At 71.0% G+C, this 23,385-nt stretch carries 23 protein-coding genes and 2 pseudogenes; 15 read left to right on the top strand and 10 right to left on the bottom strand.

What is annotated here, in order from left to right; all coding sequences use genetic code 11:
* Positions 1-127 precede the first annotated feature (127 nt).
* From V6U86_RS21330 to V6U86_RS21310, 5 genes are all read right to left on the bottom strand, one after another.
* The gene (locus tag V6U86_RS21330; RefSeq protein ID WP_334505613.1) at positions 128-892 is read right to left on the bottom strand and encodes a VOC family protein; all 765 of its coding nucleotides are present in this window, start codon (positions 890-892) and stop codon (positions 128-130) included.
* A gap of 95 nt (positions 893-987) precedes the next feature.
* Entirely contained in the window at positions 988-1,725 is a 738-nt protein-coding gene (locus V6U86_RS21325; protein WP_334505611.1) for an ABC transporter permease, read from the bottom strand.
* Between the two features lie 10 nt (positions 1,726-1,735).
* The gene (locus tag V6U86_RS21320) at positions 1,736-2,731 is read right to left on the bottom strand and encodes an ABC transporter ATP-binding protein (protein ID WP_334505609.1); all 996 of its coding nucleotides are present in this window, start codon (positions 2,729-2,731) and stop codon (positions 1,736-1,738) included.
* 10 nt (positions 2,732-2,741) lie between these two features.
* Positions 2,742-3,038: a transcriptional regulator gene (locus tag V6U86_RS21315; RefSeq protein WP_334505607.1), complete on the bottom strand. Its 297-nt coding sequence runs from the start codon at positions 3,036-3,038 to the stop codon at positions 2,742-2,744.
* Entirely contained in the window at positions 3,035-3,679 is a 645-nt protein-coding gene (locus V6U86_RS21310; RefSeq protein WP_334505605.1) for a transporter, read from the bottom strand. The genes V6U86_RS21315 and V6U86_RS21310 overlap by 4 nt, the downstream gene beginning before the upstream one ends.
* A gap of 256 nt (positions 3,680-3,935) precedes the next feature.
* Here V6U86_RS21310 and V6U86_RS21305 point away from each other — a divergent pair, with 256 nt between their 5' ends.
* The gene (locus tag V6U86_RS21305) at positions 3,936-4,544 is read left to right on the top strand and encodes a hypothetical protein (RefSeq protein WP_334505603.1); all 609 of its coding nucleotides are present in this window, start codon (positions 3,936-3,938) and stop codon (positions 4,542-4,544) included.
* On the opposite strand, the gene V6U86_RS21300 is transcribed toward V6U86_RS21305, so the two are convergent.
* Both V6U86_RS21300 and V6U86_RS21295 read right to left on the bottom strand, forming a co-directional pair.
* Positions 4,533-6,770 (bottom strand): HelD family protein, encoded by a 2,238-nt coding sequence (locus tag V6U86_RS21300; RefSeq protein ID WP_334505601.1) that lies wholly within the window; start codon positions 6,768-6,770, stop codon positions 4,533-4,535. The two genes, V6U86_RS21305 and V6U86_RS21300, sit on opposite strands and share 12 nt — an antisense overlap.
* A gap of 438 nt (positions 6,771-7,208) precedes the next feature.
* On the bottom strand, positions 7,209-8,459 hold the full coding sequence (locus V6U86_RS21295; protein WP_334505599.1) for an HNH endonuclease signature motif containing protein: 1,251 nt from the start codon (positions 8,457-8,459) through the stop codon (positions 7,209-7,211).
* Positions 8,460-8,903: 444 nt separating this feature from the next.
* On the opposite strand from V6U86_RS21295, the gene V6U86_RS21290 reads away from it, so the two are divergent.
* From V6U86_RS21290 to V6U86_RS21280, 3 genes are read left to right on the top strand one after another with little or no spacing between them, the layout of a single operon-like run.
* A complete protein-coding gene (locus V6U86_RS21290) occupies positions 8,904-9,488 on the top strand; it encodes a winged helix-turn-helix domain-containing protein (protein ID WP_334505597.1) in 585 nt (194 codons plus the stop codon).
* 42 nt (positions 9,489-9,530) lie between these two features.
* Complete coding sequence (locus V6U86_RS21285; protein WP_334505595.1) at positions 9,531-10,958, top strand: MFS transporter; 1,428 nt, start codon at positions 9,531-9,533, stop codon at positions 10,956-10,958.
* A complete protein-coding gene (locus tag V6U86_RS21280) occupies positions 10,910-11,761 on the top strand; it encodes a menaquinone biosynthetic enzyme MqnA/MqnD family protein (protein WP_334505593.1) in 852 nt (283 codons plus the stop codon). The genes V6U86_RS21285 and V6U86_RS21280 overlap by 49 nt, the downstream gene beginning before the upstream one ends.
* A gap of 134 nt (positions 11,762-11,895) precedes the next feature.
* Here V6U86_RS21280 and V6U86_RS21275 read toward each other — a convergent pair whose 3' ends face one another.
* Together V6U86_RS21275 and V6U86_RS21270 are read right to left on the bottom strand one after the other, a co-directional pair.
* Complete coding sequence (locus V6U86_RS21275) at positions 11,896-12,852, bottom strand: serine hydrolase (RefSeq protein ID WP_334505591.1); 957 nt, start codon at positions 12,850-12,852, stop codon at positions 11,896-11,898.
* Positions 12,852-13,838, bottom strand: a complete 987-nt coding sequence (locus V6U86_RS21270; RefSeq protein ID WP_334505590.1) for a hypothetical protein — start codon at positions 13,836-13,838, stop codon at positions 12,852-12,854. Before V6U86_RS21270 ends, V6U86_RS21275 begins: the two co-directional genes overlap by 1 nt.
* A gap of 371 nt (positions 13,839-14,209) precedes the next feature.
* Between V6U86_RS21270 and paaA the strand changes: the two genes are divergently transcribed.
* Genes paaA through paaE form a run of 6 tightly spaced genes read left to right on the top strand, consistent with a single transcriptional unit; the run spans position 14,210 to position 18,137 of the window.
* The gene (gene paaA, locus V6U86_RS21265; RefSeq protein WP_334505589.1) at positions 14,210-15,286 is read left to right on the top strand and encodes a 1,2-phenylacetyl-CoA epoxidase subunit PaaA; all 1,077 of its coding nucleotides are present in this window, start codon (positions 14,210-14,212) and stop codon (positions 15,284-15,286) included.
* Positions 15,283-15,603, top strand: coding sequence for a 1,2-phenylacetyl-CoA epoxidase subunit PaaB (gene paaB, locus V6U86_RS21260; protein WP_425778963.1), 321 nt, complete (start codon positions 15,283-15,285; stop codon positions 15,601-15,603). The genes paaA and paaB overlap by 4 nt, the downstream gene beginning before the upstream one ends.
* Positions 15,600-15,812 (top strand): hypothetical protein, encoded by a 213-nt coding sequence (locus V6U86_RS21255; RefSeq protein WP_334505588.1) that lies wholly within the window; start codon positions 15,600-15,602, stop codon positions 15,810-15,812. Before paaB ends, V6U86_RS21255 begins: the two co-directional genes overlap by 4 nt.
* Complete coding sequence (gene paaC / locus V6U86_RS21250) at positions 15,809-16,534, top strand: 1,2-phenylacetyl-CoA epoxidase subunit PaaC (RefSeq protein WP_334505587.1); 726 nt, start codon at positions 15,809-15,811, stop codon at positions 16,532-16,534. Before V6U86_RS21255 ends, paaC begins: the two co-directional genes overlap by 4 nt.
* On the top strand, positions 16,528-17,004 hold the full coding sequence (gene paaD / locus V6U86_RS21245; protein WP_334505586.1) for a 1,2-phenylacetyl-CoA epoxidase subunit PaaD: 477 nt from the start codon (positions 16,528-16,530) through the stop codon (positions 17,002-17,004). The genes paaC and paaD overlap by 7 nt, the downstream gene beginning before the upstream one ends.
* A complete protein-coding gene (gene paaE, locus V6U86_RS21240; protein WP_334505585.1) occupies positions 17,001-18,137 on the top strand; it encodes a 1,2-phenylacetyl-CoA epoxidase subunit PaaE in 1,137 nt (378 codons plus the stop codon). The genes paaD and paaE overlap by 4 nt, the downstream gene beginning before the upstream one ends.
* On the opposite strand, the gene V6U86_RS21235 is transcribed toward paaE, so the two are convergent.
* Entirely contained in the window at positions 18,125-18,409 is a 285-nt protein-coding gene (locus V6U86_RS21235) for an AAA family ATPase (protein WP_334505584.1), read from the bottom strand. The two genes, paaE and V6U86_RS21235, sit on opposite strands and share 13 nt — an antisense overlap.
* Before the next feature lie 144 nt (positions 18,410-18,553).
* On the opposite strand from V6U86_RS21235, the pseudogene V6U86_RS21230 reads away from it, so the two are divergent.
* From V6U86_RS21230 to V6U86_RS21210, 5 genes and pseudogenes are all read left to right on the top strand, one after another.
* Positions 18,554-18,649 (top strand): annotated as a pseudogene (locus V6U86_RS21230) (DUF397 domain-containing protein); the annotation flags it as partial.
* Between the two features lie 218 nt (positions 18,650-18,867).
* Positions 18,868-20,058, top strand: coding sequence for a cyclic dehypoxanthinyl futalosine synthase (mqnC, locus tag V6U86_RS21225; RefSeq protein ID WP_334505583.1), 1,191 nt, complete (start codon positions 18,868-18,870; stop codon positions 20,056-20,058).
* Positions 20,059-20,432: 374 nt separating this feature from the next.
* Positions 20,433-21,482 (top strand): annotated as a pseudogene (locus V6U86_RS21220) (cell wall anchor protein); the annotation flags it as partial.
* Between the two features lie 835 nt (positions 21,483-22,317).
* Positions 22,318-23,028 (top strand): demethylmenaquinone methyltransferase, encoded by a 711-nt coding sequence (locus V6U86_RS21215; RefSeq protein ID WP_334505582.1) that lies wholly within the window; start codon positions 22,318-22,320, stop codon positions 23,026-23,028.
* An 86-nt stretch (positions 23,029-23,114) separates the two neighbouring features.
* The gene (locus V6U86_RS21210; protein ID WP_030334118.1) at positions 23,115-23,339 is read left to right on the top strand and encodes a hypothetical protein; all 225 of its coding nucleotides are present in this window, start codon (positions 23,115-23,117) and stop codon (positions 23,337-23,339) included.
* Positions 23,340-23,385 lie beyond the last annotated feature (46 nt).

The raw sequence follows: 23,385 nt of genomic DNA, 5'->3' as shown, positions 1-23,385 counted from the left end.
GTGGCGCGGGGCGCGTGGCGCGTGGCGCGTGGCGCGGGGCGCGTGGCGCGTGGCGCGGGGCGCGTGGCGCGTGGCGCGGGGCGCGAGGCGCCGTCGTCGGCGCGCTGGCGAACAGTTCCGCGCGGGGTCAGGGGCCCAGGTCGATGACGGAGAAGAGGGCGCCCTGGGGGTCGCGGAGGGCTGCGAAGCGGCCCGCCGGAATGTCGCGGGGCGGGACCAGGATCGTTCCGCCCAGCTCGGAGGCGCGGGCCGCGGCGGCGTCCGCGTCGGCCACCGCGAAGTACACCGTCCAGTAGGCGGGCAGGTCGGCCGGGAAGTCGTCGGCCAACGGCGGCATCATCCCCGCGACGATCTGTGTCCCGAGCCGCCACCCGGTGTACGTCATCGCGCCCACCGCCTGGTCGTCGGGCTGCCAACCGAACACCAGCTCGTAGAAGACCTTCGCGCCCTCGGGATCGGGGGTGACCAGCTCGTTCCAGCTCATCGCGCCCGGCACGTTGAACACCTCGGCACCGGCCATGGCCAGCGGCTGCCAGACGCTGAAGGTGGCGCCGGCCGGGTCGGCGAAGACCGCCATCCAGCCCCGGTCGAAGACCTCGAACGGTGGTACGACGACCTGCCCGCCAGCCCGTTCGACCCGGCCGGCGACCAGCTGAGCGTCGTCGGTGGCGAGGTACGTCGACCAGATCGGGACCTGGTCCGGGATTGCCGGCGGGCCGGCGCCGGCCACCGGCTTACCGTCGAGCAGAAAGACCGTGTAGCCGCCCGCCTCGGGCTCCGGGGTGACCTGGCCGGTCCAACCGAACAGCTCCGGGTAGAAGCGCCGGGCGTCGGTCAGGTCCGGGGTGGCCAGGTCGGCCCAGCAGGGCGTGCCCGGCGGGACGGTGCTCACGTCAAGACCCCTCTCGGCCGGGGCGGCCACGGCGGCCCCCCTGCCGGAATCCTGGCACCGTCCCGCGCCAGCCCGGGGCGGAAACGGACGAATCGTCAGCTGAACCGGCGACCCTCGTCCCGTCGGTACGCCCAGCCGGCGAGCGCGGCGAGCAGCACCACCCAGACACCGAGCATGATCAGCGCCAGCGGCTCCACGTCGTAGTCGCCCACCGCCCCCCACATCAGTTCGGCCGCGCCCCGGGTGGGCAGGTACGGCGCGATCGTCTCGATGAACCCGGGCGCGTCGCCCGGCGCGGAGAGCAGACCGCCGCCGAACGCCAGTGGCAGGAAGACCACCTGCGCCACCACGATCGCCGCCTTGCTCGGCAGCGAGTAGCCGATGGTGAGCCCCATCAGCGTGAACGGCACCGAGATCACGGCCACGGTGCCGAGCGCCAGCAGGAACGCCACGGGGGTGACCTGGGCCGCGGTCAGCGTCGCACCGATCACCACGACCGGGATCAACGAAAGGTAGGTCAGCGCCAGACCGGCCAGCACCCGGCCTGCGAACCGCGGTGCCGGCCCGGCCGGCAGGGTCCGGGTGTACGGGCTCCAGGGCTGGTCGCGGTCCTCGGCGACACCCACGCCGTACTGGAAGATGTTGGCGCTCATCACCGAGAAGGTGACCATCGACGCGGTGGCGTAGGTGGCACCGACCGGATCGTCACCGGCGAAGGGCACCACGAAGAAGATCATGGCGGCGGCCGGGAAGAAGGCGCTGCCGAAGACGGCCACCGGGATCCGGATGATCTCCAGAAGTTGGTAGCGGGCGTGGACCAGGGCGAGCTGCACTGTCGCCTCCTCAGACGGTGGTGGGTCGGCCGCCGGTAGCGGCGGTGCTGGTTCGGCCGCCGGTAGCGGCGGTGCTGGTTCGGCCGCCGGTAGCGGCGGCGGTGGGTCGGCCGGTGCCGGTGGGCGCGTCCCCGGTGGCCGCGTCTCCGCTGGTGATGGCGAGGAACGCCTCCTCCAGCGACGTCGGCCGTACCTCCAGGTCGGTGAACGGAGTCCCTGCCGTGACCAGCGCGCGGACCAGCTCGTCGGCGTCGGTGGTGAGCAGGTGCAGCCGACCGTCGACCCGTTCGGTGCGAACCACCCCGGGCAGGTCGGGCAGGTCGTCGGCGACCAGGCTGACCCGGCGTACGCCCACGATGCCGCGCACCGCGTCCACGGTGTCGTCGGCGAGCACCCGGCCCTCCCCGATGACCACCACCCGGTGGGCCAGTGCCTCCACCTCCTCCAGGTAGTGGCTGCTCAACAGAACGGTGCCGCCGTCCTCGTGGAAGGCCCGGATCGCGTCCCACAGGGTGTGCCGGGCGGTGACGTCCAGGCCCGTGGTCGGCTCGTCGAGCAGCACCAGCCGGGGCCGGCCGACGAACGCCAGCGCCACCGCCAACCGGCGTCGCTGCCCGCCGGAGAGCCCACCGGTCTGCCGTCGGGCGAGGTCGGCGAGGCCGAAGCGGTCGAGCAGCTCGGCCCGGGGCACCGGGTCGGGGTAGTGCGCGGAGACGAAGTCGACGACCTCGCCGACACGCAGCGTCCCGGGCAGGCCGGTCTCCTGCGGAGTGACCCCGATCTGTCGCCGGCTCGCCGGATCGCGGGGGTCGCCACCGAACAGCTCGACCCGCCCCGAGCTGGGACGGCGCAGACCCACCAGCAGGTTCATCAGGGTGCTCTTGCCGGCGCCGTTCGGCCCGAGCAGGCCAACCAGCTCACCGGCCCGGACTTCCAGGTCGACGCGGTCGAGGGCGAGGACGTCGCCGTACCGGCGGCTGGCCTGGTCGGCGCGGGCGAGGATCATGACTGCTCCTTCACGAGGTGGGGTCGAGCAGGGCGCGGATCGCTTCGGTGTACTCCTCGAACGCCAGCCGGCCGCGCTGGCTGAGCCGGACCAGGGTCGCCGGGGTGCGTCCACGGTGGGTCTTGCTGATCTCGACGTAACCGGCGTCCTCAAGCTTGCGCAGATGCACCGAAAGGTTGCCGGCGGTCATCGCGAGCAGCTCCTGCAAGCGGGGGAACGCGATCTTGTCGCCCACGTTGAGTGCGGAGAGGCTGGCCACCACCCGCAGTCGGGCCTGGGCATGGATGACCGGATCCAGCTCGGTCACGGCTGCTGCCGCTGCCGCTGTCGCCGCCGGGCAATCGCGCCGGCCACCAGTATTCCGCCGCCGCCGGCCACCGCCACGATGAGCGGGTGCCAGCCCGGCCCGGCGAACGCCCCGACCAGGTTGATCACGCTGATCCAGACGCCCAGTCGGAACAGGTCCCGATCCAGCCAGACCGCCCCGCCGGCCATGTGCAGCGCGCCGGTCAACCCGACTGCGGTCGCCGACCAGAGCAGCGCGGCCAGGTCGGGCGGCAGATGTTCGGCGATCCGCCCCAGCCCCGCGTAGACGCTCAACGAACCGAGCGCCCAGGCGTACCCGTACCACTTTCCACGCCGGGCGGAGTCGCCGGTCACCTGGCCGTAGGCCCGCACGCTGACCACCGCCTGAATCGCTCCGGCGGCCACGAGCAGTATGAAGAGGACGGTCGGCGGCAGCCAGCCCGGCAGCCGGACCAGCGCCTGCTCACCCGGGGTGAACTGGAGGAAGAAGAGCCCGAAGCCGACCAGCCAGGCGACACCCCACGGCCAGTAGAGCAGACGGGCGTCGGGATCGAGCCGGCGTGCCGTCGCCGACCGCTGATCCTGGATCAGCCGGAGCGCGGCCGCTGCGTCGGTGGGTGGGGAATCATCATCGAGGTCCACGCAAACTACTTTACGGAACAAAGTCAAGGCGGGTGACCCCGTCATCACCGGCGGGGCCCCGATCACGGCGAGCGGTGCCTATGGTGGGGAGTCGTCGCGACTGACTGATCCGTCGCACAGGCCACAGGGGAGGGTCCGTGTTCACCACCGCCGCCAACCGGGCGCGGGAGGCCGCCGCAGCCCGGGCCCGCGAGTTGGCCGGTGCGGTCGTCGACGAGCCGGGCACCGGTCCGCGCCGGCCCGCCGACAACCGTTGATGATCGACGGAAGTCAGGCACGGTACGTCGACGGGCTCACCCGACTGCTACCGGCCGACGATCGGGTACGCGCGGTGGCCCAGGTCCGAGCGGGTGGAGGGCTGACCCCGGCACCGCCCTCCCAATCGTCCGCGCCACCCGCCGCAGGCCGGCCGAGCTTGCTCGGTGTCCTGCTCAACGTGCTGTCACCGAACATCACCTTCGGTCGGGCGGACGACGCGGTCGACTGGCTCTTCTTCGGCGTCGGAGGTCGCGGCGCACCAGACTCCCGGGCATCCGTACTGCACCATGCCCTGACCGGGGCGGCGAAAGGCCTCGGCCTCCGGTACCTCGTGCTGGGTGTCACCGACCAGCGGCTGCTGCTCGGCGCGACCGCACCCGTCGGCCTGCTCTCCAGCTCGGCCGCGGACGAACGGGCGCAGGCCGACATCGAACTGCTCGGGGCGGTGCCGCGCACCTCCGTCACCGCCCGGTTCGGCAGGTACCGGCTGAACTGGAAGCGGCTGCGGATCGACTTCGCCGACGGGTCGTGGCTGTCGTTCCACGTGCCGCTGGCCGACTCCGGCCGCCCGCTACGGGAGGTCGCGGCGGCCCTGTCAGCCGTCTGACCCGCCGACGAGCGGGGCGGGCAGCGGCGCAACGTGCAGCACCGCCAGCCGGGACACCGCCCGGGTGAGCACCACGTACAGCCGGTGCAACCCGCGCGGCTCGGCCGCGACGATCGCCGCAGGCTCGACCACCACCACATGGTCGTACTCAAGGCCCTTGACCAGCGTCGCCGGCACCACGGTGACCCGCTCCGCGGCCGCCACGTCGTCGGCGGTCGCGGTCTCGACGCCGGCCTCGGCCAGCGCCGCGCGCAGGCCGTCGACCGCATCGTCGGCGGCGATCACACCGACCGAGCCGTCGTGCGCGAGCGCCGACCGCACCTCGGCCACCGTCGCCGAGGTCAGGTCGGTCACCGTACGCACATCCAGGCCGCCGTCGCGGCGCAGAGACTCGGCCGGCGGTACGTCCACCGCGAGCGCCGGGAGCAGCCGGTTCGCGAATGCGACGACCGCGGCGGGCACCCGGAAACCGACAGTCAACGGAACCACCACCGCGTCCGGCTTGCCCAGATGGGCGAGGGACTCCTTCCAGTCTCTCGCCGCCCACGGCGCGGTGCCCTGGGCGAGGTCACCCAGGAGCGTGACCGAGCCGTGCTCGCTGCGCCGAGCGATGGCCCGGCAGTGCATCGGGGAGAGGTCCTGCGCCTCGTCCACCACCACGTGCCCGAACCCGGAGAGCCGTTCCAGCAGCCCGGTCGCCTCGTCGATCAACACCGCGTCGGCGGCGGTCCAGCGGGTCGCCTTCGGCGTACGGGCCGGCTTCGCCCAGACGAGCTGCGCCTGCTCGTCGTCACTGAGCAGCCCGTCCGCGGCGGCGGCGAGCCGGCCCGGATCGGAGAACAGGCCGTGCACCAGCCCTTCCGGGGTGAGCGCCGGCCAGACCGCGTCCAGGAAGTCGAGCACCGGCCGGCAGCGGCTCATCCGACGCAGCCAGGCATCGCTTGGCGACTCCGCACGCCGCGCCTCGGACTGCCGTTGCAGCAGGCTTACCACCCGCGCCTGAACGCGTTCCCGACCCGTGCCGTACGGCAGCCCCTCCCGGCGGGTCTCCTCGACGATCCGGTGCAACGGCTCCAGCCCGATCCGCCAACGGAACGACCCGTCCGACACGGTGATCGACTCGGTCGGGGTGCCGATCTGTGCCTGCACCGCGCGCCGCAGCACGCTCGCCATCCGTACGTCGTGTTTGAGTGCGGCCACCGCCGGCGCGTCGACCGCCCGGACCGGCACCCGGGAGATCAATTCCTCCACCGTCGCCTGCTCGACCTCGACCTCACCGAGCGCCGGCAGCACCGCCGCGATGTACGACAGGAACGCCCGGTTCGGCCCGACGATCAGCACACCCGCCCGCCGCAACCGCTCCCGGTGCAGATAGAGCAGGTACGCCGCCCGGTGCAGGCCCACCGCCGTCTTCCCGGTACCCGGTGCACCCTGCACACAGATCGAGTCGGCGAGATCGGCCCGGACCAGCTCGTCCTGCTCCGGCTGGATCGTGGCGACGATGTCCCGCATCGGCCCGACGCGCGGACGCTCGATCTCGGCGGTGAGGATCCGACTGGTCGTACCCAGCTCTTCGCCCCGATCCAGCCGCTCATCCTCGAAGCTGGTCAGCACACCGTTGCTGAACCCGAACCGCCGCCGGACCGCCACCCCCTGCGGATCCCGCACACTGGCCCGGTAGAACGAGCGGGAGACCGGTGCCCGCCAGTCCAGCACCAGCGGCTCACCACGCTCGTCGGTGACGTGCCGCCGCCCCACGTGATACCGCCGCCCGTGATGATCACCGCTGACGTCGGGTGCGGTCAGGTCGCTCGTGGTCCCGCTGGCTGTGGGCCTGTCGCTGGTGGTGCTGCTGTTTGTGGTGCTGCTGTTTGTGGTGACGCTGCTCGTGGTGGTGCTGCTCGTGGTGGTGCTGGTGGTGGTGCTGCTTTCGGTGGTGCCGTTGTCCGGGGTGCCGGCGAAGTCGAGGCGGCCGAAGAAGAGCGGTGTGGTCGGGTCGTCGGCCAGCTCGGCGACCCGGCGGGCCAGGGTGCGGCCGAGTGTCTCGGCCGCGTACGCGTCGCCGGCCACCTGGTCACCGGTGGCGAAGAGAGACTCGGCCCTCGCCCGCATCCGAGCCAACGCCGCCCGCGAGGTGGTGAGGTGTGCGCGTTCGCCGGCCAGGTCCGCATCGAGGCCGCTGTCGGTGTCGGTGCTGAGGTGGGTGTCGAGGTCAAGTGCGGGCATGCTGACGTCCCATCGTTCACATCTGCTGCGCGCTCGCGTGTCCGGGGGCGGATGGCCGGCCGCCCGGCGCGAAGACGCCCGTTCCGGTGCAGCTCACCTCGGCCGTCAAGCGGCCTGCAACCCTACGCTCCCCAACCCGGCGCAGCCAGCGAATTACCGACACGACCACCCATCCGAGCTGGCGTGTTGCCCGGTCGAGAGCCCACCGAAGTGACCTGTTGCCAGGTGGCGCGGCACCTTCGATACCGCGCCCGCCCCACCCTGCACCGTGATCGACTCGATTTTCAGGAAGTCGCGGTGTATCGGCGGGCACGACGCCCCGCTTTACAGAAAGTCGAGTCGATCACCGCGCGACGCGACTTGGGTAGCGGGGTTTCGAGTGGGGCTTTCGGCCGCAGGGGAGTGCGGCCGCGGGCGGCGTGGGTGTGGTCGGCGGCATCAGCAGCGACGGTGGTAGAGGTTGCGACGTGGGGTGCGCGTCGGGTCGAGCCAGCTTGGCGGGAGGAAGTCAGGTCGACCGTCCGCCGCGAGACGAACCGTCCAGTCGCCACGGTGGATGAACCGGTGGTGGTAGCCGCAGAGCAGCACCGCATTGCTCAGCGCCGTCACCCCACCGTCGGCCCAGTGTCGGATGTGGTGGCCGTCGCACCATCTCGGCGGTCGGTCACAACCAGGAAAGGCGCAACCGCCATCCCGCAGAACCAGCGCGCGCCGCAACGGGCCGGTGAAGAGCCGGCGCTGGCGGCCGACGTCCAGGACCTGGCTGTTGCCGCCCAGCACAGCCGGCAGCACAGCAGCGTCGCAGGCCAGGCGGCGGATCGCACCGGGCGTGAGGCGCACACCGGTTTCCAGGGTTCCGGCGCGTACGCCGTTGACCAACTCGTCCAGCGACACGGTCACCACCAGCTGAGGACGGTCGCCGCCGTTGTCGGGCAGCTGCCCGGTGCGTAGCGCCAGTCGACAGATCTCGCCCAATGCGTCGGCGCGGCGCTGACCAGGACTGCGGTCATCGTGCTCACCTGCTGGAGCGCAGAGCGGATCGATCGCCTCGCGCAGCAGGCTCGCGGTTTCGGTGTCGAGGTTGCCGCTGAGGCGTACCTGCCCGTTGTGCTGCTCGGAGAGCGTGACGTGCCGGCGGGCCTCGGCCCGCTCGGCGGCCCGCTCCAGAGCCTTCAACTCGGCCTGGTCGGCCAGGTCCGGGGCGACGTGCGCGAGGACCCGCTCGCCGAGCTTGCTCAGGCTTGTCGGATCGAAACGCTCGGCCCAGGCGATCAACAGTTGGGTGGCCTTGTCGGCCACCTCGGGGCCGGCCTCCACCGGCAGGGCAGCGATTGTCTCGGCCACAACCCGACCTTGCTCGACGGTGATGGCACCGCTGAGCAGCGCGTCGCGCACCGCTGGTGGGGCGGCGTCGATGATGGCAGCGAGCTGGACCAACTGGCGTGCGCTGCGACCCGAGAGCCGGAGCCGCTCCCGCAGCCAGACTGCGGTGGACGAGGCGCCCTGGGCGACCGCCAGGCCGCGACCGTCCAACTCGCGGACCAGCCCGAGCTGAATGGCGGCCAACCGCTGTGCCAGTAGCTGAGTCGTGTCGAGGGAAGCGAGCAACTCGTCGTCGGAAAGCCCCCAGAGCGCGGTCCCGGCGCACTCGTCAACCGCACCGCCCACCTGCGCCAACGCCTCCAACATGGAACCAGAATAGAACTGGTGTACGACACTTTGGAGTCGTCCTGATCAATGAGCGGAACGACATTTCGTCGATCACCGTGAGCTGCCCGCTGCCCGCTGCCCGTTGCCCCCTGCTCGCTTGCCGTGCCGGCTTGCGCGTCCGCCAAAGCCCTCCGCCAAGCCGTGCCGCCGCGCCACATCGCCACGTCGCCGCGAGGCTGCGCCACGTCGCCGCGAGGCTGCGCCGCGAGGCTGCGCCGCGAGGCTGCGCCGCGAGGCTGCGCCGCGAGGCCGCGCCGCTGAGACGCCCAACCACGCTCGCCATTTAGGCCACGCCGCCAAGCCTCGTGCCCACCGTCGAATCCGCCTGTTCGCTGCCGCAGGTAGAGCGTGGCCGACGCGCGGTGGTCTGAGCGGGACGCGGGGGTGATGGCAGGTTGGGGTACCTGCCGGGATCATGGGCTTATGACCGAGGCCCGCTCCGATTCGCGCCGGATGACGATCAGCGACCCCCAGGTGATGCGGGCGATGGCCCATCCGGCCCGGATCGCGATCATGGAGTACTTGAGCAGTCGCGAGAGTGGTGGGACTGCCACCGAGTGTGCCGAGATCGTTGGGCTGTCGCCGAGCGCAACCAGTTACCACCTTCGGGCGCTGGCGAAGTTCGGCCTGGTCGAGCAGGCGCCGAGCCGGGGGGACGCGCGCGAGCGGTTGTGGCGTGTGCCGAGTGTGCGTGTGCTGGTCGAGGCGGGGCGTGATGCCGGGCCTGAGGCGCGTGCAGCCGAGCAGGCGCTGGTGGAGGCGCATGCGGTCCGGGCCATGGAGCGGACCCGGGACTGGTTGCGGCGCGCCGGGGACGAGCCGGTCGAGTGGTATGACACGGCCCTGTTCACCGACACGCTGTTGCTGCTCACCGCCGACGAGTTGGCCGAGTTGAACGAGGCGGTGCTGGCGCTGCTCCGGCCCTATCACCCGCGGCGGCGGCAGGGTGACCCGCCGTCGGGGGCGCGCACGGTCGCGGTGCAGTACCGGACGGTGCCGCTGGCATAGCCAGGCTTGCATGAATCAGTTGTGAAGGATTATTTTCGAAGTATGTCCTTCACAACTGACGAGTCGCGCTGGCCGGACGTCTGGATCGCCGCCGCCGCTCGCGGCACCACGATCTGCGGCGACTTCCTCGCCGCAACCGCGCTGGCGCTGGCGCTACAGGGTGCCGGTGCCGGTGGGCTGGCCGTGTCGGGGCTGCTACTGGCCGCCACCCTGCCCCTGGTGGTACTCGCCCCACTCGCGGGCCGACTCGCCGACCGGACGGACAGCCGTACCCTGCTGGTGACCATCGGGTTCGGGCAGGCCGCAATCTGCGCGCTCCTCGCCGTCGTCGAGCAACCGGTCCTGGTGGTCGGGCTCGTCGCCCTGCTGGCCTGCGGGCTCGCGGTGACCCAACCCTGCCTCGCCGCGCTGCTGCCGGCCATGGTGCGCCCGGCCGATCTGCCGCGAGCCAGCGCGATCAGTCAGACCGCCGTCTCGCTCGGTGCGCTCGGCGGCCCGGTGCTGGCCGGCCTGCTGGTGGGACAGTTCGGCACCCGCGTACCGCTGCTTCTCGATGCCGTGACCTACCTGGCGCTTGTGGTCGCGGGCCTGCTGCTGCGGACCCGTCGCGGCGGCCGGCGGCCCGCCACCGCCGGCCAGGCTGCCGTGAGCAGCGAGGCCGCCGTCAGCGAGGCCGCCGTGAGCAGCGAGGCCGCCGTGAGCAGCGAGGCCGCCGCCGGCCCGGCCGTCTCGGGCGGCGTGGCAACCCCCGGGGGTACGGAGATCAGCTGGCGGCTGCGCCGCGATCCGTTGATGCTCGTCATGGTGGTGAGCACCGCCGTGGTGATCGCGGCGATCGGCGGCATCAACGTGATCGAGGTCTTCTTCATCCGGGAGACGTTGGAGGGCTCGGCGACCACGTACGGCCTGGTCAGCGCCGCATGGATGGCCGGCATGCTGCCGGGGACCTGGCTCGCCGTACGACTTGCCCGGCGGCTCGACGACGACGGCGCGTTGGTACGGGGGGTGCTGGCCACCCTGGCCGTGTGCAGCCTGATGGTGTTGCTGGCGGCGACGGTGCCGGCGGCAGGTGTGCTGGTGCCGCTCTGGCTGGTGGGTGGTGCGGCCAACGGTGGCGATAACGTCTTCGCCAACCTGCTCACCGCTCGGCGGGTACCAGAGGCGATGCGCGCCCGGGCGTACGCCAGCTACGGCGCGGCGGTGCAGGGTGGCTCGATGGCGGGCTTCCTGATCGGCGGGGCGTTGCTCGCGGTCGTTCCGCCTCGGCCGCTGATCGCCGGTGCCGGTGTGGTCGGGCTGCTGGTGGTGCTGGCCTTCGTGCCGGTCTTAGCCGGGGCGGCACGACGGTCGTCAAGTGCGGGCTTGGCCACTCCGGGCCGGCCCGCCGAGCCGGAGCCGGCAGCCGGGGATACGGTCGGGCCATGGCTGAGCGCATCGCACGCCCGCGGGTCGGGCACATCCAGTTCCTGAACTGCCTGCCGATCTACTGGGGTCTGATGCGCTCCGGTGCCCTGCTCGACGTGGACCTGCACAAGGACTCGCCGGACCGGTTGAGCGCGGCGCTGGTCGCCGGCGACCTCGACATCGGCCCGATCACGCTGTTGGAGTATCTGAAGCACGCCGACGAGCTGCTGCTCCTGCCGGACCTGGCGGTGGGCAGCGACGGGCCGGTGCTCTCGGTCAACATGGTCTCCACCCGTCCCCTCGGCGAGTTGGATGGCGCCCGGGTGGCGCTCGGCTCGACCTCGCGGACCGGGGTGATGACGGCTCAGCTGCTGCTCGCCGAGCAGTACGGCGTGCGGCCCGAATACTTCCGCTGCCCGCCGGATCTGACCCAGATGCTGCTGGAGGCTGACGCCGCCGTGCTGATCGGGGACGTGGCACTGCGGGCCTACTACGAGGCTCCGCAGAAGGGCCTCACGGTCACCGACCTCGGGCAGGCGTGGCGGGAGTGGACCGGGCTGCCGATGGTCTTTGCCGTCTGGGCGGTCCGCCGCGACTTCGCCGCCGCCCACCCGGGCCTGGTGAAGGAGGTGCACGAGGCCTTCCTGCGCTCGCGGGACCTCTGCCTGGCGGAGCTGGACCAGGTCGCCGAGGCGGCGGCGCGTTGGGAGACGTTCGACGCGGAGACGCTTGCCACGTACTTCCGGACCCTCGACTTCTCCCTCGGCGACCGGCAGGTCGCCGGGCTGCGCGAGTGGGCCCGACGGGCCGCCGCCATCGGCGAGGCCCCGGCGCTGCCGGACGGCGGTCCCGAGTTCTTCGCCGGCTGACCCCGCTCGCCCCGAGGCCGCGCGCGGGCCGGGGTCAGCGGCGCCGGGCCGGCGGAGCCCGGGGTCAGCGCGCCGGGCCGTGTCACGGCCCCGGGCCAGAACCTCGGGCCCAGAACCCCAGGACCCCGGGTGGCTCAGGTGCCGGTGCGGAGCAGCGCCTCGGTGATCTTCTCGCAGTTCTTCATGCCGTAGTCGTAGCCCATGTTGATCGGGTACTTGACCATCACGCCCATCGTCCAGGTGTCGCCGATGGCCAGGCAGTTGATGTGCATCTCCTGCTCCCTGGTCCGGTCGATCCACCCGTTCTTGATGGCGATCTTCTTCTGCTCGGCGGCCGGGAAGGCCTTGCGGATACCGAAGTCGCCGGCACCGCGAACCAGCTTCATCTCGTTGAGCAGCCACTTGGTCCACTTCGGCCCGGCGGCCGTGCCGGTGGCGATGCAGTTGGCCATCCGGGCGGTGTCCCGGGGTGAGAGTGCCGTCCGGCTCCAGCCCTTGTCGGGGGCGACGCTGCTGTCGGTCAGCTCGCACATGGAGATCAGCCGCTTGATCGAGGCGTCCCGGCCGACCAGGTTGTAGAACTGCTCGGCCCGGGTGTTGTCGCTGTCCCGGATGATCCGGGTCGCGTCGGCGAGCTTCGCGTCGCTCGGGGTCTGGCCGGCGTCGGCCGCGCGACGCAGGTAGTCCGCGACGATCCAGGCTTTGATCATCGAGGCGGTGGTGCTGGTCTCGTCCATGTTCTTCGAACCGATGATCTTTCCGGTTCGACGGTCCAGGACGCTCCAGGAGTACCAGCCCTCGATGTCGAGGCTGAGGTCCTTGGCCACGAAGGGCAGCGGCTCCAGCGACGGGCTGGGGCTCGGTGACGGCGAGGACGACTGGCGGGATCTGCGGTCGGTGCCGGAGCCGGTGGGGCGGTCGTTCGTGCTGGAGCCGGCGTCGCCCCACTTGGCGGCGGCGGATGACTCGAACGGCGACCCGGGCAGCAGCCGCAGCGACACCAGCACCAAGCCGATCAGGATGACCGCGACGGCGATCAGCCGAATCGGAGAAGCCTCGCCGCCGCGATCCACCCGACGGTTGCCGGCCATCAGAGCTTCCCGACCGGCTGCTGCGGCACCTTGAGCGCGGCGCCCGGCTGCGGGGTGACCAGTTGGGTGGCGACACTGGCGCAGACCTTCGCGCCGTAGTCCAGACCGGTCCTGATCGGGTAGCGCAGCATCACCGCGAGGCTCCACTTGCTGGTGACGGCGAGGCAGTTGACGTGCCAGTTGCCGTCGCCGTAGATCGGGGTCCAGCCGTTCTTGATGCTGACCGGCCCCTGCGAGGTGATCGACTTCGGTAGACCGTCGATGATCCCCCAGCGGCCACCGCCGTACGAGGCCTTCTGGTCCTTGGCGGCGGTGGTGCCTCTGACCTTGCTCATCTGCTCCAGCACCCACTTGGTCCACTTCGGCCCGGCGGCCTTACCGTCGGCGATGCAGTCGCCGACCCGGACCGCGTCCCGGGGGGACATTCGGGTGTAGCTCCAGAAGCCGGTGTACGGCTTCGTGTTGCCGCGCTTGGTGTCGGTCAGCCCGCAGATCTTGATCGCCCGCTGGATCACCGCGTCGGGAACGCTGCTCGACGAGGCCTTGTAGGAGCCACCCGCAGCGGCGTGAACCTTGTTGGCCGCGGTGTCGTTGCTGTCGATGATGGCGAGTCGAGCGGCCTCCTTCATCGCTGCGGGCGGCTCCTTGTCGCCGAGCTGTCGCAGGTAGTCGGAGACGATCCACGCCTTGATCATCGACTCGGTGGAGCTGGTCGCGGTCATGTTCGACGACCCGGAGATCTTGCCCGACTTGCGATCAAGCAGGGCCCACGAGAAGAACTCACCCTTGAAGCTCACCGACACCGGGCCCGCCGCCAGGGTGGGCGGCGGTGGTGGGGTGGGTGCGGGCGCGGCGACGCTCGACGTGCCGCCTCCGCCGCCTCCGCTGTCGTCACTGGCGAGTCGGGCGTACGCGGTGGGGACCAGCAGGACGCCGCCGAGCACGACTGCCGTGATGGCGAGCACCAGGGTCACGCGAGATCGCATGAGTGGGTGAACTCCAGGTGTCAGGGCCGGGGGGACCGGCTTGTCATCGGGACGAATCGGTGCAATCGCCGAGGCCGGGGGAGGTGGCCTCTGTGGAGATGTCGATGTACGGCAGCCGATCGGTTGTCCGGCAGAAGTCTACGTCCGGACCGGGCGGACGCCAGGGTTCGACACTAGGCAACCTGCGATAAAGGCGAGTTATGGGGCCGGTATGAGGTTTTTGAAGGGTTTCATCTTTGTTCCGTGGTCCAAGTCACGGCGATTTGCCAAGGCTCAGATAGCACAAAGCAGTCATTCGACTACGCATGGGATCCTCGGATTTCTGTTACACCCCCTGGTGCAACGAGGCGCAAGCTGTAACACTTAGCGTCATGTATGGCAACGACTTCTCCGCCCCGGACGGCACCCCGGACGAGGTGCCCGGCGGCCTGCTGGGCGAGGTCGAGGCCGCCGAGGCCGAGCTGCGGGCAGCGGCGGCGCGCGGGCGGCGTGGCGGGCCCGCGCCCGACGAGGACCTGGCGGCGTACTTCGCCGACGTGGTCGACGCCGAACAGAAGATCGAGCCCCGCGACTGGATGCCCGACGCGTACCGGCGGACGCTGATCCGGCAGATCGCCCAGCACGCCCACTCCGAGATAATCGGCATGCAGCCGGAAGGTAACTGGATCAGTCGGGCGCCGTCGCTCAAGCGCAAGGCGATCCTGCTGGCCAAGGTGCAGGACGAGGCGGGTCACGGCCTCTACCTCTACGCAGCCGCCGAGACCCTCGGCATCAGCCGCGACGAGCTGGTCCAGTTGCTGCTCGACGGCCGCCAGAAGTACAGCTCGATCTTCAACTACCCCACCCTCAGCTGGGCCGACGTGGGTGCCATCGGGTGGCTGGTGGACGGCGCGGCGATCGTCAACCAGGTGCCGCTCTGCCGCTGCTCCTACGGGCCGTACGCCCGAGCGATGATCCGGGTCTGCAAGGAGGAGTCGTTCCACCAGCGGCAGGGCTACGAGATCCTGCACACCCTGGCGCACGGCACCTCCGAGCAGCACGCGATGGCCCAGGAAGCGGTGGACCGATGGTGGTACCCGTCGCTGGCCATGTTCGGCCCACCGGACGGCGACTCCACCCACTCCGCCCAGTCGATGGCCTGGAAGATCAAGCGCTTCTCGAACGACGACCTGCGCCAGCGCTTCGTCGACATGTGCGTCCAGCAGGCCGAGATCCTCGGGGTGCGCATCCCCGACGCAGGCCTGCGCTGGAACGACGAGCGGCAGGCGTACGACTACACCCAGCCGGACTACGACGAGCTGAGGCGGGTGATCTCCGGCAACGGGCCGTGCAACCGGGAGCGGATGGCCCACCGCCGGGCCGCGCACGCCGACGGCACATGGGTACGCGAGGCCGCCGCGGCGTACGCCGCGAAGCGTGCGGGACAGAAGGAGACGGTGGCCGCGTGAGCGAGCGTAGCGAGCAAGCCGAGCAACCCGGCATGACGAGTCATTCGCCCTTGTGGGAGGTCTTCGTGCGGGCCCGGCGCGGGCTGTCGCACACCCACGTCGGCAGCCTGCACGCCCCCGACGCCGAGCTTGCCCTGCGCAACGCCCGTGACCTCTACACCCGCCGCCAGGAGGGCGTGTCGATCTGGGTGGTGCCGGCCGGCGCGATCACCGCGTCCAGCCCGGACGAGAAGGACGCCTTCTTCGACCCGGCCGCCGACAAGGTCTACCGCCACCCCACCTTCTACGAGGTGCCGGACGGGGTGGCCCACCTGTGAGCGAGCGCAGCGAGCGAACCAGCCAGCTCAGCAGCGGGGCGCTTCGCGCCACCGCCGAGCAAAGCGAGGTGGTTGCGCGGAGCGAGCGCAGCGAGCGAACTAGCCAGCTCAGCAGCGGGGCGCTTCGCGCCACCGACGAGCGGAGCGAGGTGGTTGCGCGGGGCGAGCGCAGCGAGCGAACCAGCCAGCTCAGCGAGGTGACGGCATGAACGGGCCCTTCGACTTCACCCTCGCCCTCGCTGACGACGCGTTGATCGCGGCCCAGCGGCTGGCCGAGTGGACCACCCGTGCCCCGGAGATGGAAGAGGACATCGCGCTGGCCAACATCGCCCTCGACCAGCTCGGCGCGGCGCGTCTGCTGCTGTCGTACGCGGGCGAGCTGGAGGGCGCCGGGCGTGACGAGGACGCCCTGGCGTACCTGCGCGACGACCGCGAGTTCCGCAACGCGCTGGTGGTCGAGCTGCCCAACGGCGACTTCGCGGTGACGATGGCGAAGCTGTTCTTCCTGGCGGCGTACCAACTGCCGCTGTACACGGCGCTGGCCGGCTGTGCGGACGAGCGGTTGGCCGCGATCGGCGCGAAGGCGCGCAAGGAGTCGGCGTACCACCTGGACCACGGCGCGCTGTGGGTGAAGCGGCTCGGTGACGGCACCGAGGAGTCGCATCGTCGGATGCAGGCCGCCGTCGACCACGTGTGGCCGTACACCCATGAGCTGTTCGCCGCGGACCCGGCGGCGCCGGTCGACCCGGCCACCCTGCGGCCGGCGTTCGACGAGGTCGTCGGCCCGGTGCTGGCCGAGGCGACGCTCACCCAGCCGGCAGGTGCCTGGGCCCCGGCCGGCGGGCGGGCCGGCATGCACACCGAGCACCTGGGCTACCTGCTCGCGGAGATGCAGGTGCTGCACCGCGCTCACCCCGGAGCGAAGTGGTGAGAGCGCGGGAGGCCGCCGCGAGCGTGGTGGACCCGGAGATCCGGGTCATCACGATCGACGAGCTGGGCATCCTGCGGGCGGTCGAGGAGGATCCGACAACTGGCCGGGTCACTGTCACCATCACCCCGACCTACACCGGCTGCCCGGCGATGGACGTGATCCGGGCCGACATCCGTCGCGCGCTCACCGCTGCCGGCCATCCGGAGGCCGAGGTCAGGACCGTCTACAGCCCACCGTGGAGCACCGACTGGATCTCCGAGGGTGGGCGGGCCAAGCTCGCCGCCGCCGGGATCGCCCCGCCGGCCCGGGTGCCCGCCGCCGGCGTCGTGTCGCTGACGCTCGCGGTCCGCTGCCCCCAGTGCGGTTCGCCGGAGACCGAGCAGGTCAGCCGGTTCGGCTCCACCGCGTGCAAGGCACTGTGGCGGTGCCGCTCCTGCTCCGAACCCTTCGACCACCTGAAGGCGCTGTGACTGTCACCATCACCCGCCCGGTTCGCCGCCGGCCGGTCTTCCACCCGTTGTCAGTCGCCGCCGTCGACCGGCTCACCGACGACTCCGTGGCGGTGACGTTCGCCGTACCCAAGGAGTTGCGGGAAACCTTCGCGTTCCGCGCCGGCCAGCACCTCACGGTCCGTCTTCCCGGCGGAGCCGGGCCTACCAGCTCAGCTGGTGCGGACGGTGCGGACGTGCGCCGGTCGTACTCGATCTGCTCCACCCCCGACGACCTGGCCCGGCACGGTCGGTTGCGGATCGGGGTGCGGGAGATCCCCGGCGGGGCCTTCTCGGCGTTCGCCTGCGGGGCGTTGCGCGGTGGCGACATCGTCGAGGTGCTGCCGCCGCTGGGCACCTTCACCACGGCGTTCGCGCCGGACCGCACGCGGCACTACGGCGCGGTCGTCGCCGGCTCCGGCATCACCCCGGTGCTCGGGCTGGTCGCGACCGCCCTGGCCGTCGAGCCGGCCAGCACCTTCACCCTGGTGTACGGCAACCGCACGGCGAACACGGTGATGTTCGCCGAGGAGTTGGCCGACCTGAAGGACCGCTACCCGACCCGACTGCACCTGGTGCACGTCCTCTCCCGGGAACAGGGCGAGTCGCCGCTGCTCTCCGGTCGGATCGACGCCGAGCGGCTGGGCCGGATGCTGGGCACCATCGTGCCGGCCGACCTGATCGAGGAGTGGTTCCTCTGCGGCCCGTACGGCATGGTGGTCGAGGTCCGGGACGTGCTGACCGCACGCGGGCTGCCCGAGTCGGCGGTGCGCACCGAGCTGTTCCACGTCGACGCGCCGCCGGAGCCGGTGCGCCGACCCGTCGACCAGGCGGGTGCCGGGGCTGAGGTCACCATCGTGCTGGACGGCCGATCGTCGAGCTTCACGATGGGTCGCGAGGAACGGGTGCTGGACGCCGCGCTGAAGGTGCGCGGCGAGCTGCCGTACGCCTGCAAGGGTGGTGTCTGCTCGACCTGTAAGGCGAAGGTCGTCGACGGGGCGGTCACGATGGCCCGCAACTACGCGCTGGAGCCCGACGAGTTGGCCGCCGGCTACGTGTTGACCTGCCAGTCCAGCCCGACCACCGACAAGCTCACTGTCGACTACGACGCCTGACGGACGACCGGCAGCTCACGGAACGGATTGGCGCTCACCACGTCTTCAAGAAGATCGAGTAGCTCGTGGTCCAGGAAGGGCACGGCACCGTACCGGCCCCTCAGGTATCTGCCCTCCACGTCGTCGAGGCCATCGCGGACCCGGACAAGGCCGACGTCGTGACTGTTGAAGATGAGCTGTGCACCGTGCGGGTTGGTGCCCGGTTCGTGGAAGAGGCGAATCAGTTCGGTGGTGAGGAGCGGATGCAACTCGCTGCCCAGGTCGACGGCCAACAGCCGCCGGCGTCGAGTGCCCGTACTGCCAGTTGCAGGAGGTCGAACCAACTGCGGGTGCGGGCCGGCTCCCACTGCCACGGCAGTGTCGCCTCCCCAGCCTCGGTGTGGCCGAGCTGACCCACGCGATCGCCCGTACGCGACTCGAAGGACCTAGCCGGCCCGGTCCTGGCCTTTGACCGGGCGGTTTGGTCGCGTTTCGTTGAGGCCGTGCCTGGTACGGGGCGCCAATCCCGGTGACCGAGGCGGGATCGCCCCGCCCGCGCCGATCTTGCAGTTTCGGTCGCCGAGATGCGCGCAACGCCCCCTTTGTCGCGACAGCAAGTGCAAGATCGCGGGAAGGGTGCAGCTCGACCTCGTCGAGATCCTGGACCCAGCGCGATCAGGGGTGTGCGGAGCGGATCACAGCCACGAACACCCCTCCAGGAAGGGGCGTGTCGGCGGCGTAGGCTCGGGGTGTGACGGTGAGCCGGGAGATCGACGACATCCTGCAGCGCGGCGCGGACGGTGGGCGGATCACGCCCGAGGAGGCGCTGCTGCTCTACACCGAGGCGCCCTTCCACGCGCTGGGCGAGGCGGCGGACGCGGTGCGCCGGCGGCGCTACCCGGACAACGTCGTCACCTACCTGATCGACCGCAACATCAACTACACGAACGTCTGCGTGACGGCGTGCAAGTTCTGCGCGTTCTACCGGGCGCCCAAGCACCAGGAAGGGTGGACCCACCCGACCGAGGAGATCCTGCGCCGGTGCGGCGAGGCGGTCGAGCTGGGCGCCACCCAGGTGATGCTCCAGGGCGGGCACCACCCGGACTACGGCGTGGAGTACTACGAGGAGTTGTTCTCCTCGGTCAAGCAGGCGTACCCGCAGTTGGTCATCCACTCGATCGGGCCCAGCGAGATCCTGCACATGGCGAAGGTCTCCGGGGTGAGCCTGGACGAGGCCATCGCCCGGATCAAGATCGCCGGCCTGGACTCGATCGCCGGCGCCGGCGCGGAGATGCTGCCCGAGCGGCCCCGTAAGGCCATCGCGCCCCTCAAGGAGTCGGGCGAGCGCTGGCTGGAGGTCATGGAGCTGGCCCACCGGCAGGGCATCGAGTCGACCGCCACCATGATGATGGGCACCGGCGAGACGCACGCCGAACGGATCGAGCACCTGCGCATGATCCGGGACGTGCAGGATCGCACCCGCGGTTTCCGGTCCTTCATCCCGTGGACGTACCAGCCGGAGAACAACCACCTGAAGGGCCGCACCCAGGCGACCACGCTGGAGTACCTGCGGCTGGTCGCGGTGGCCCGGCTCTTCTTCGAGACCGTGCCGCACCTGCAGGCGTCCTGGCTGACCACCGGCAAGGACGTCGGGCAGCTCGCGTTGCACATGGGCGTGGACGACCTCGGCTCGATCATGCTGGAGGAGAACGTCATCTCCTCCGCCGGTGCCCGGCACCGCTCCAACCTGCACGAGCTGATCGGCATGATCCGCTCGGCGGACCGGATTCCCGCCCAGCGCGACACCCTCTACAACCGGCTCGCCGTGCACCACACGCCGGCCGACGACCCGACCGACGAGCGGGTGGTCTCGCACTTCTCGTCGATCGCGCTGCCCGGCGGTGGCGCGGGCCGACCCCTGCCGCTGGTCGACGTCAGCTGACGGTCTACGCCCGGCCGTTCGGCTGACCGATGCTCATGCTCCCGCCGGATCACCCCGGCGGTACGGGTGGTCCCCGCCGCCGCAGCGTCAAGCTGTCCGGCGCGGGGCTGGTGGAGATGATCGCCGACAGCTAGCGTCCCGGCTCATATCTGTCATCACCGTCGACGGACGGCGCTGTCCTCCATCGGCCCGGTGCGGGTCGTTCATATAACGCACGGCAGTACGGGCGGGATGGGTGACCATCCCGCCCGTACTGTCTGCCCAGCTCCGGCCGGACGGCTGAAAACGGGTCCGCCTGCTGGCGTGGAAGATCGGCCTCCGATAACGTCCGCTCGTTCCGCAACCATTCTTTCTTCCCTACCCCCGGGGGACTGATGACAGCGTTCCACCGCTCGACGTTGGTGCGCGCCAGTGTCGTGGCGCTGCTCGCGGCCGGCGGCATCGCCGCCGTGGCCGCCCCAGTGCTGGCGGCCGAGCAGGCCGATCTGGCTCTGGTACCGCTCAGCTACAACCTGGCGAAGGGTGTCACGGAGGCCAAGAGCAAGCCGTTCAAGTTCACCGTCGACAACACCCGGAGCAAGGAAGACGCCAAGGGCGTCACCTACACCGTGGACACCAGCAAACTGAACCTGAACAAGGTCCGGGTCGTGGTGCCCGACGGCTGCCGGGTGAACGGTGAGAAGTTCACCTGCCGCCTCGGCGACCTGGCCGCCGGCACCAGCGAGGACTTCGGCATCCCGATCTTCTCCACCGGCGGCAAGGGCGCTGCCGGCGCTCTGGTGGTCAACATCCGCTCGGCCACCGAGGACCCCAACAAGGAAGACAACAGGGTCAGGCACGACATCACTGTCACCGAGCCCGGGTACGACCTGACCAGTTGGGTGCAGGACGTCAACGCGAACGTCGTGGTCAACGGTGTCAACGGCGACGACCCGGACCTCCGTCCGGTGCGGCCGGGCGAGACGGTGCCGGTCGACTGGGCGGTCTACAACGACGGCAGCCGCAAGGCCACCGGCATCGCCTACGTGCTCACCCTCCCGGCGGGCGTCACGTTCGACACTCTGCCGGACACGTGCACCATGCAGACCTTCGGCGTCGCCCAGGCGCTCTGTCAGGACGACGGCGCGGTGATCCGGCCCGGTGACTACTACACGGCGGACATCAAGGTGACCGTCGACAAGGACGTCACCGAGCCGGTGCTGCGGGTCGGCGAGCTGGTGGCGCAAGGTCTGGACGCGGCAGCCGGCAAGCCCGAGGAGCAGCCGCGGCGGGCCACCAACGCGCAGCGGAAGACCTTCACCGAGGTCGATGAGGGCGACAACCAGGCGATCTTCGATGTGTTCGTCGACGTGGCCGTGGACCCGACGCCGACGCCGACGGTCACTCCGACCGAGTCGCCGACCCCGACCCCGACGGTCACTCCGACGGAGACGCCGACTCCGACGGAAACGCCGACTCCGACGGAGACACCGACTCCGACGGAAACGCCGACTCCGACGGAAACGCCGACTCCGACGGAAACGCCGACTCCGACCGAGACGCCGACTCCGACGGAAACGCCGACTCCGACTGAGACGCCGACTCCGACTGAGACGCCGACTCCGACTGAGACGCCAACGCCGACTGAGACGCCAACGCCGACTGAGACGCCAACGCCGACTGAGACGCCGACTCCGACCGAGACGCCGACTCCGACGGAAACGCCGACTCCGACCCCGACGCCGACGGTCACCCCGACGGAGACGCCGACCCCGTCTGAGACGCCGACTCCGACCCCGACGCCGACCGCGACGGGCACCCCGACCGAGACGCCGACCGCGACGGCCACGCCGACGCCGGGCCCGAGCGGTACGACGACGCCGGGCACGACCGTCTCGCCGGGTGGCGGCTCCGGCGGTGGCGGCTCGGGCGGCGGCGGCCTGCCGGTGACCGGTGTGCAGGTCGGCCTGATCGGCGGCATCGGCGTGATCATCCTGCTCGTGGGCGGAGCGTTGCTGGTGCTCACCCGTCGTCGCAAGGTGGTCCTGGTCTCGCCGACCGAGGAGAAGTCGACCGACTGACACCGGCGCCCTGATCGACGGCGCGCGGAACAGGCGCGACGGCGACGGGTGCGATGGCGACACGCGTCCTGACCGAGGCGTCCGGACGTAGGCACGACGCGAGGGCGGGGTGGGCTTACCACCCCGCCCTTTCGCGTCTCGGCTGCGTGCCACGCCACCCTCCGAGCGTCGGTCGATGGACGGCTGGCAGAGTGGTGGGGTGAGCCGTACTCCGCAGGGCCAGCGCGCCAGTCTGGACAAGCAGCCGCACGAGGTCGCCGCGATGTTCGACGGCGTGGCAGAGCGTTACGACCTGACCAACACGGTGATCTCGCTCGGGCAGGACCGCTCCTGGCGCCGGGCCACCCGGTCGGCGCTCGGGCTGCGGCCGGGCGAGCGGGTGCTGGACGTGGGCGCGGGCACCGGCGTCTCGACGCGCGAGTTGGCCCAGTCCGGGGCGTACGCGGTCGGGGTGGACCTGTCGCTGGGCATGCTGTACGCGGGCAAGCGGACCCGGCCCGAGGTGCCGCTGCTGGCGGGGGACGCGCTGCGCCTGCCCTTCGCCGACGCCAGCTTCGACGCGGTGACCATCTCCTTCGCGTTGCGCAACGTCAACGACACCGACGCGGCGCTGCGTGAGCTGGCCCGGGTGACCCGGCCAGGTGGCCGGCTGGTGGTCTGCGAGTTCAGCACCCCGGTCAACCCGGTCTTCCGGACGGTCTACCTGTCGTACCTGATGCGGTCGCTGCCGGCGGTGGCCCGCACGGTGTCGAGCAACCCCGAGGCGTACGTCTATCTCGCCGAGTCGGTCCGGGCCTGGCCGGCGCAGTCCGCGCTGGCCGGACGGGTGGCCGCGGCCGGCTGGGGGCGGGTGGCGTGGCGCAACCTGACCGGTGGCGTGGTGGCCCTGCACCGGGGGATCCGCGAGTAGCGGCGGACCGCACCGGCGGGCACGGACATTATTCAGGTTCCGCTAATATCGGTCTTTAGTCCACTTTGCCCCGTACGCTCGATCGCATGACCGGAGCAGACCCGGCGGACCCGGTGGCCGCCACCGACGACGACGCGGCCGAACTCATCGCCCAGTTGCGCGAGCTGGCTGGGGCCGATCCGGTCGAGGTCCGGCAGGTGGTGGCCGAGGTGCTTGCCGCACTGGACCGGGCGGCGGGTGGGGCGCTGCGCGAACATCTGCCAGAGACGATCCGGGTCGACGCGGGCTTGGACGCCTCCAGCCCGGCGTGACACCTGACCGCTGTGGACGGTGCTGGGCTGTCACATCGGCGATTTA

Source organism: Micromonospora sp. CPCC 205558 (assembly GCF_036902955.1).
Taxonomy (GTDB): Bacteria; Actinomycetota; Actinomycetes; order Mycobacteriales; family Micromonosporaceae; genus Micromonospora.
This window is presented reverse-complemented; position numbering and strand designations above follow the sequence as displayed.

Coding starts and splice junctions, on each gene's coding strand:
- V6U86_RS21320 (WP_334505609.1), bottom strand. CDS start 2,731: ATGATCCTCGCCCGCGCCGACCAGGCCAGCCGCCGGTACGGCGACGTC.
- V6U86_RS21305 (WP_334505603.1), top strand. CDS start 3,936: ATGATCGACGGAAGTCAGGCACGGTACGTCGACGGGCTCACCCGACTG.
- V6U86_RS21300 (WP_334505601.1), bottom strand. CDS start 6,770: ATGCCCGCACTTGACCTCGACACCCACCTCAGCACCGACACCGACAGC.
- V6U86_RS21295 (WP_334505599.1), bottom strand. CDS start 8,459: ATGTTGGAGGCGTTGGCGCAGGTGGGCGGTGCGGTTGACGAGTGCGCC.
- V6U86_RS21290 (WP_334505597.1), top strand. CDS start 8,904: ATGACCGAGGCCCGCTCCGATTCGCGCCGGATGACGATCAGCGACCCC.
- V6U86_RS21285 (WP_334505595.1), top strand. CDS start 9,531: ATGTCCTTCACAACTGACGAGTCGCGCTGGCCGGACGTCTGGATCGCC.
- V6U86_RS21280 (WP_334505593.1), top strand. CDS start 10,910: ATGGCTGAGCGCATCGCACGCCCGCGGGTCGGGCACATCCAGTTCCTG.
- V6U86_RS21275 (WP_334505591.1), bottom strand. CDS start 12,852: ATGGCCGGCAACCGTCGGGTGGATCGCGGCGGCGAGGCTTCTCCGATT.
- V6U86_RS21270 (WP_334505590.1), bottom strand. CDS start 13,838: ATGCGATCTCGCGTGACCCTGGTGCTCGCCATCACGGCAGTCGTGCTC.
- paaA (WP_334505589.1), top strand. CDS start 14,210: ATGTATGGCAACGACTTCTCCGCCCCGGACGGCACCCCGGACGAGGTG.
- paaC (WP_334505587.1), top strand. CDS start 15,809: ATGAACGGGCCCTTCGACTTCACCCTCGCCCTCGCTGACGACGCGTTG.
- V6U86_RS21210 (WP_030334118.1), top strand. CDS start 23,115: ATGACCGGAGCAGACCCGGCGGACCCGGTGGCCGCCACCGACGACGAC.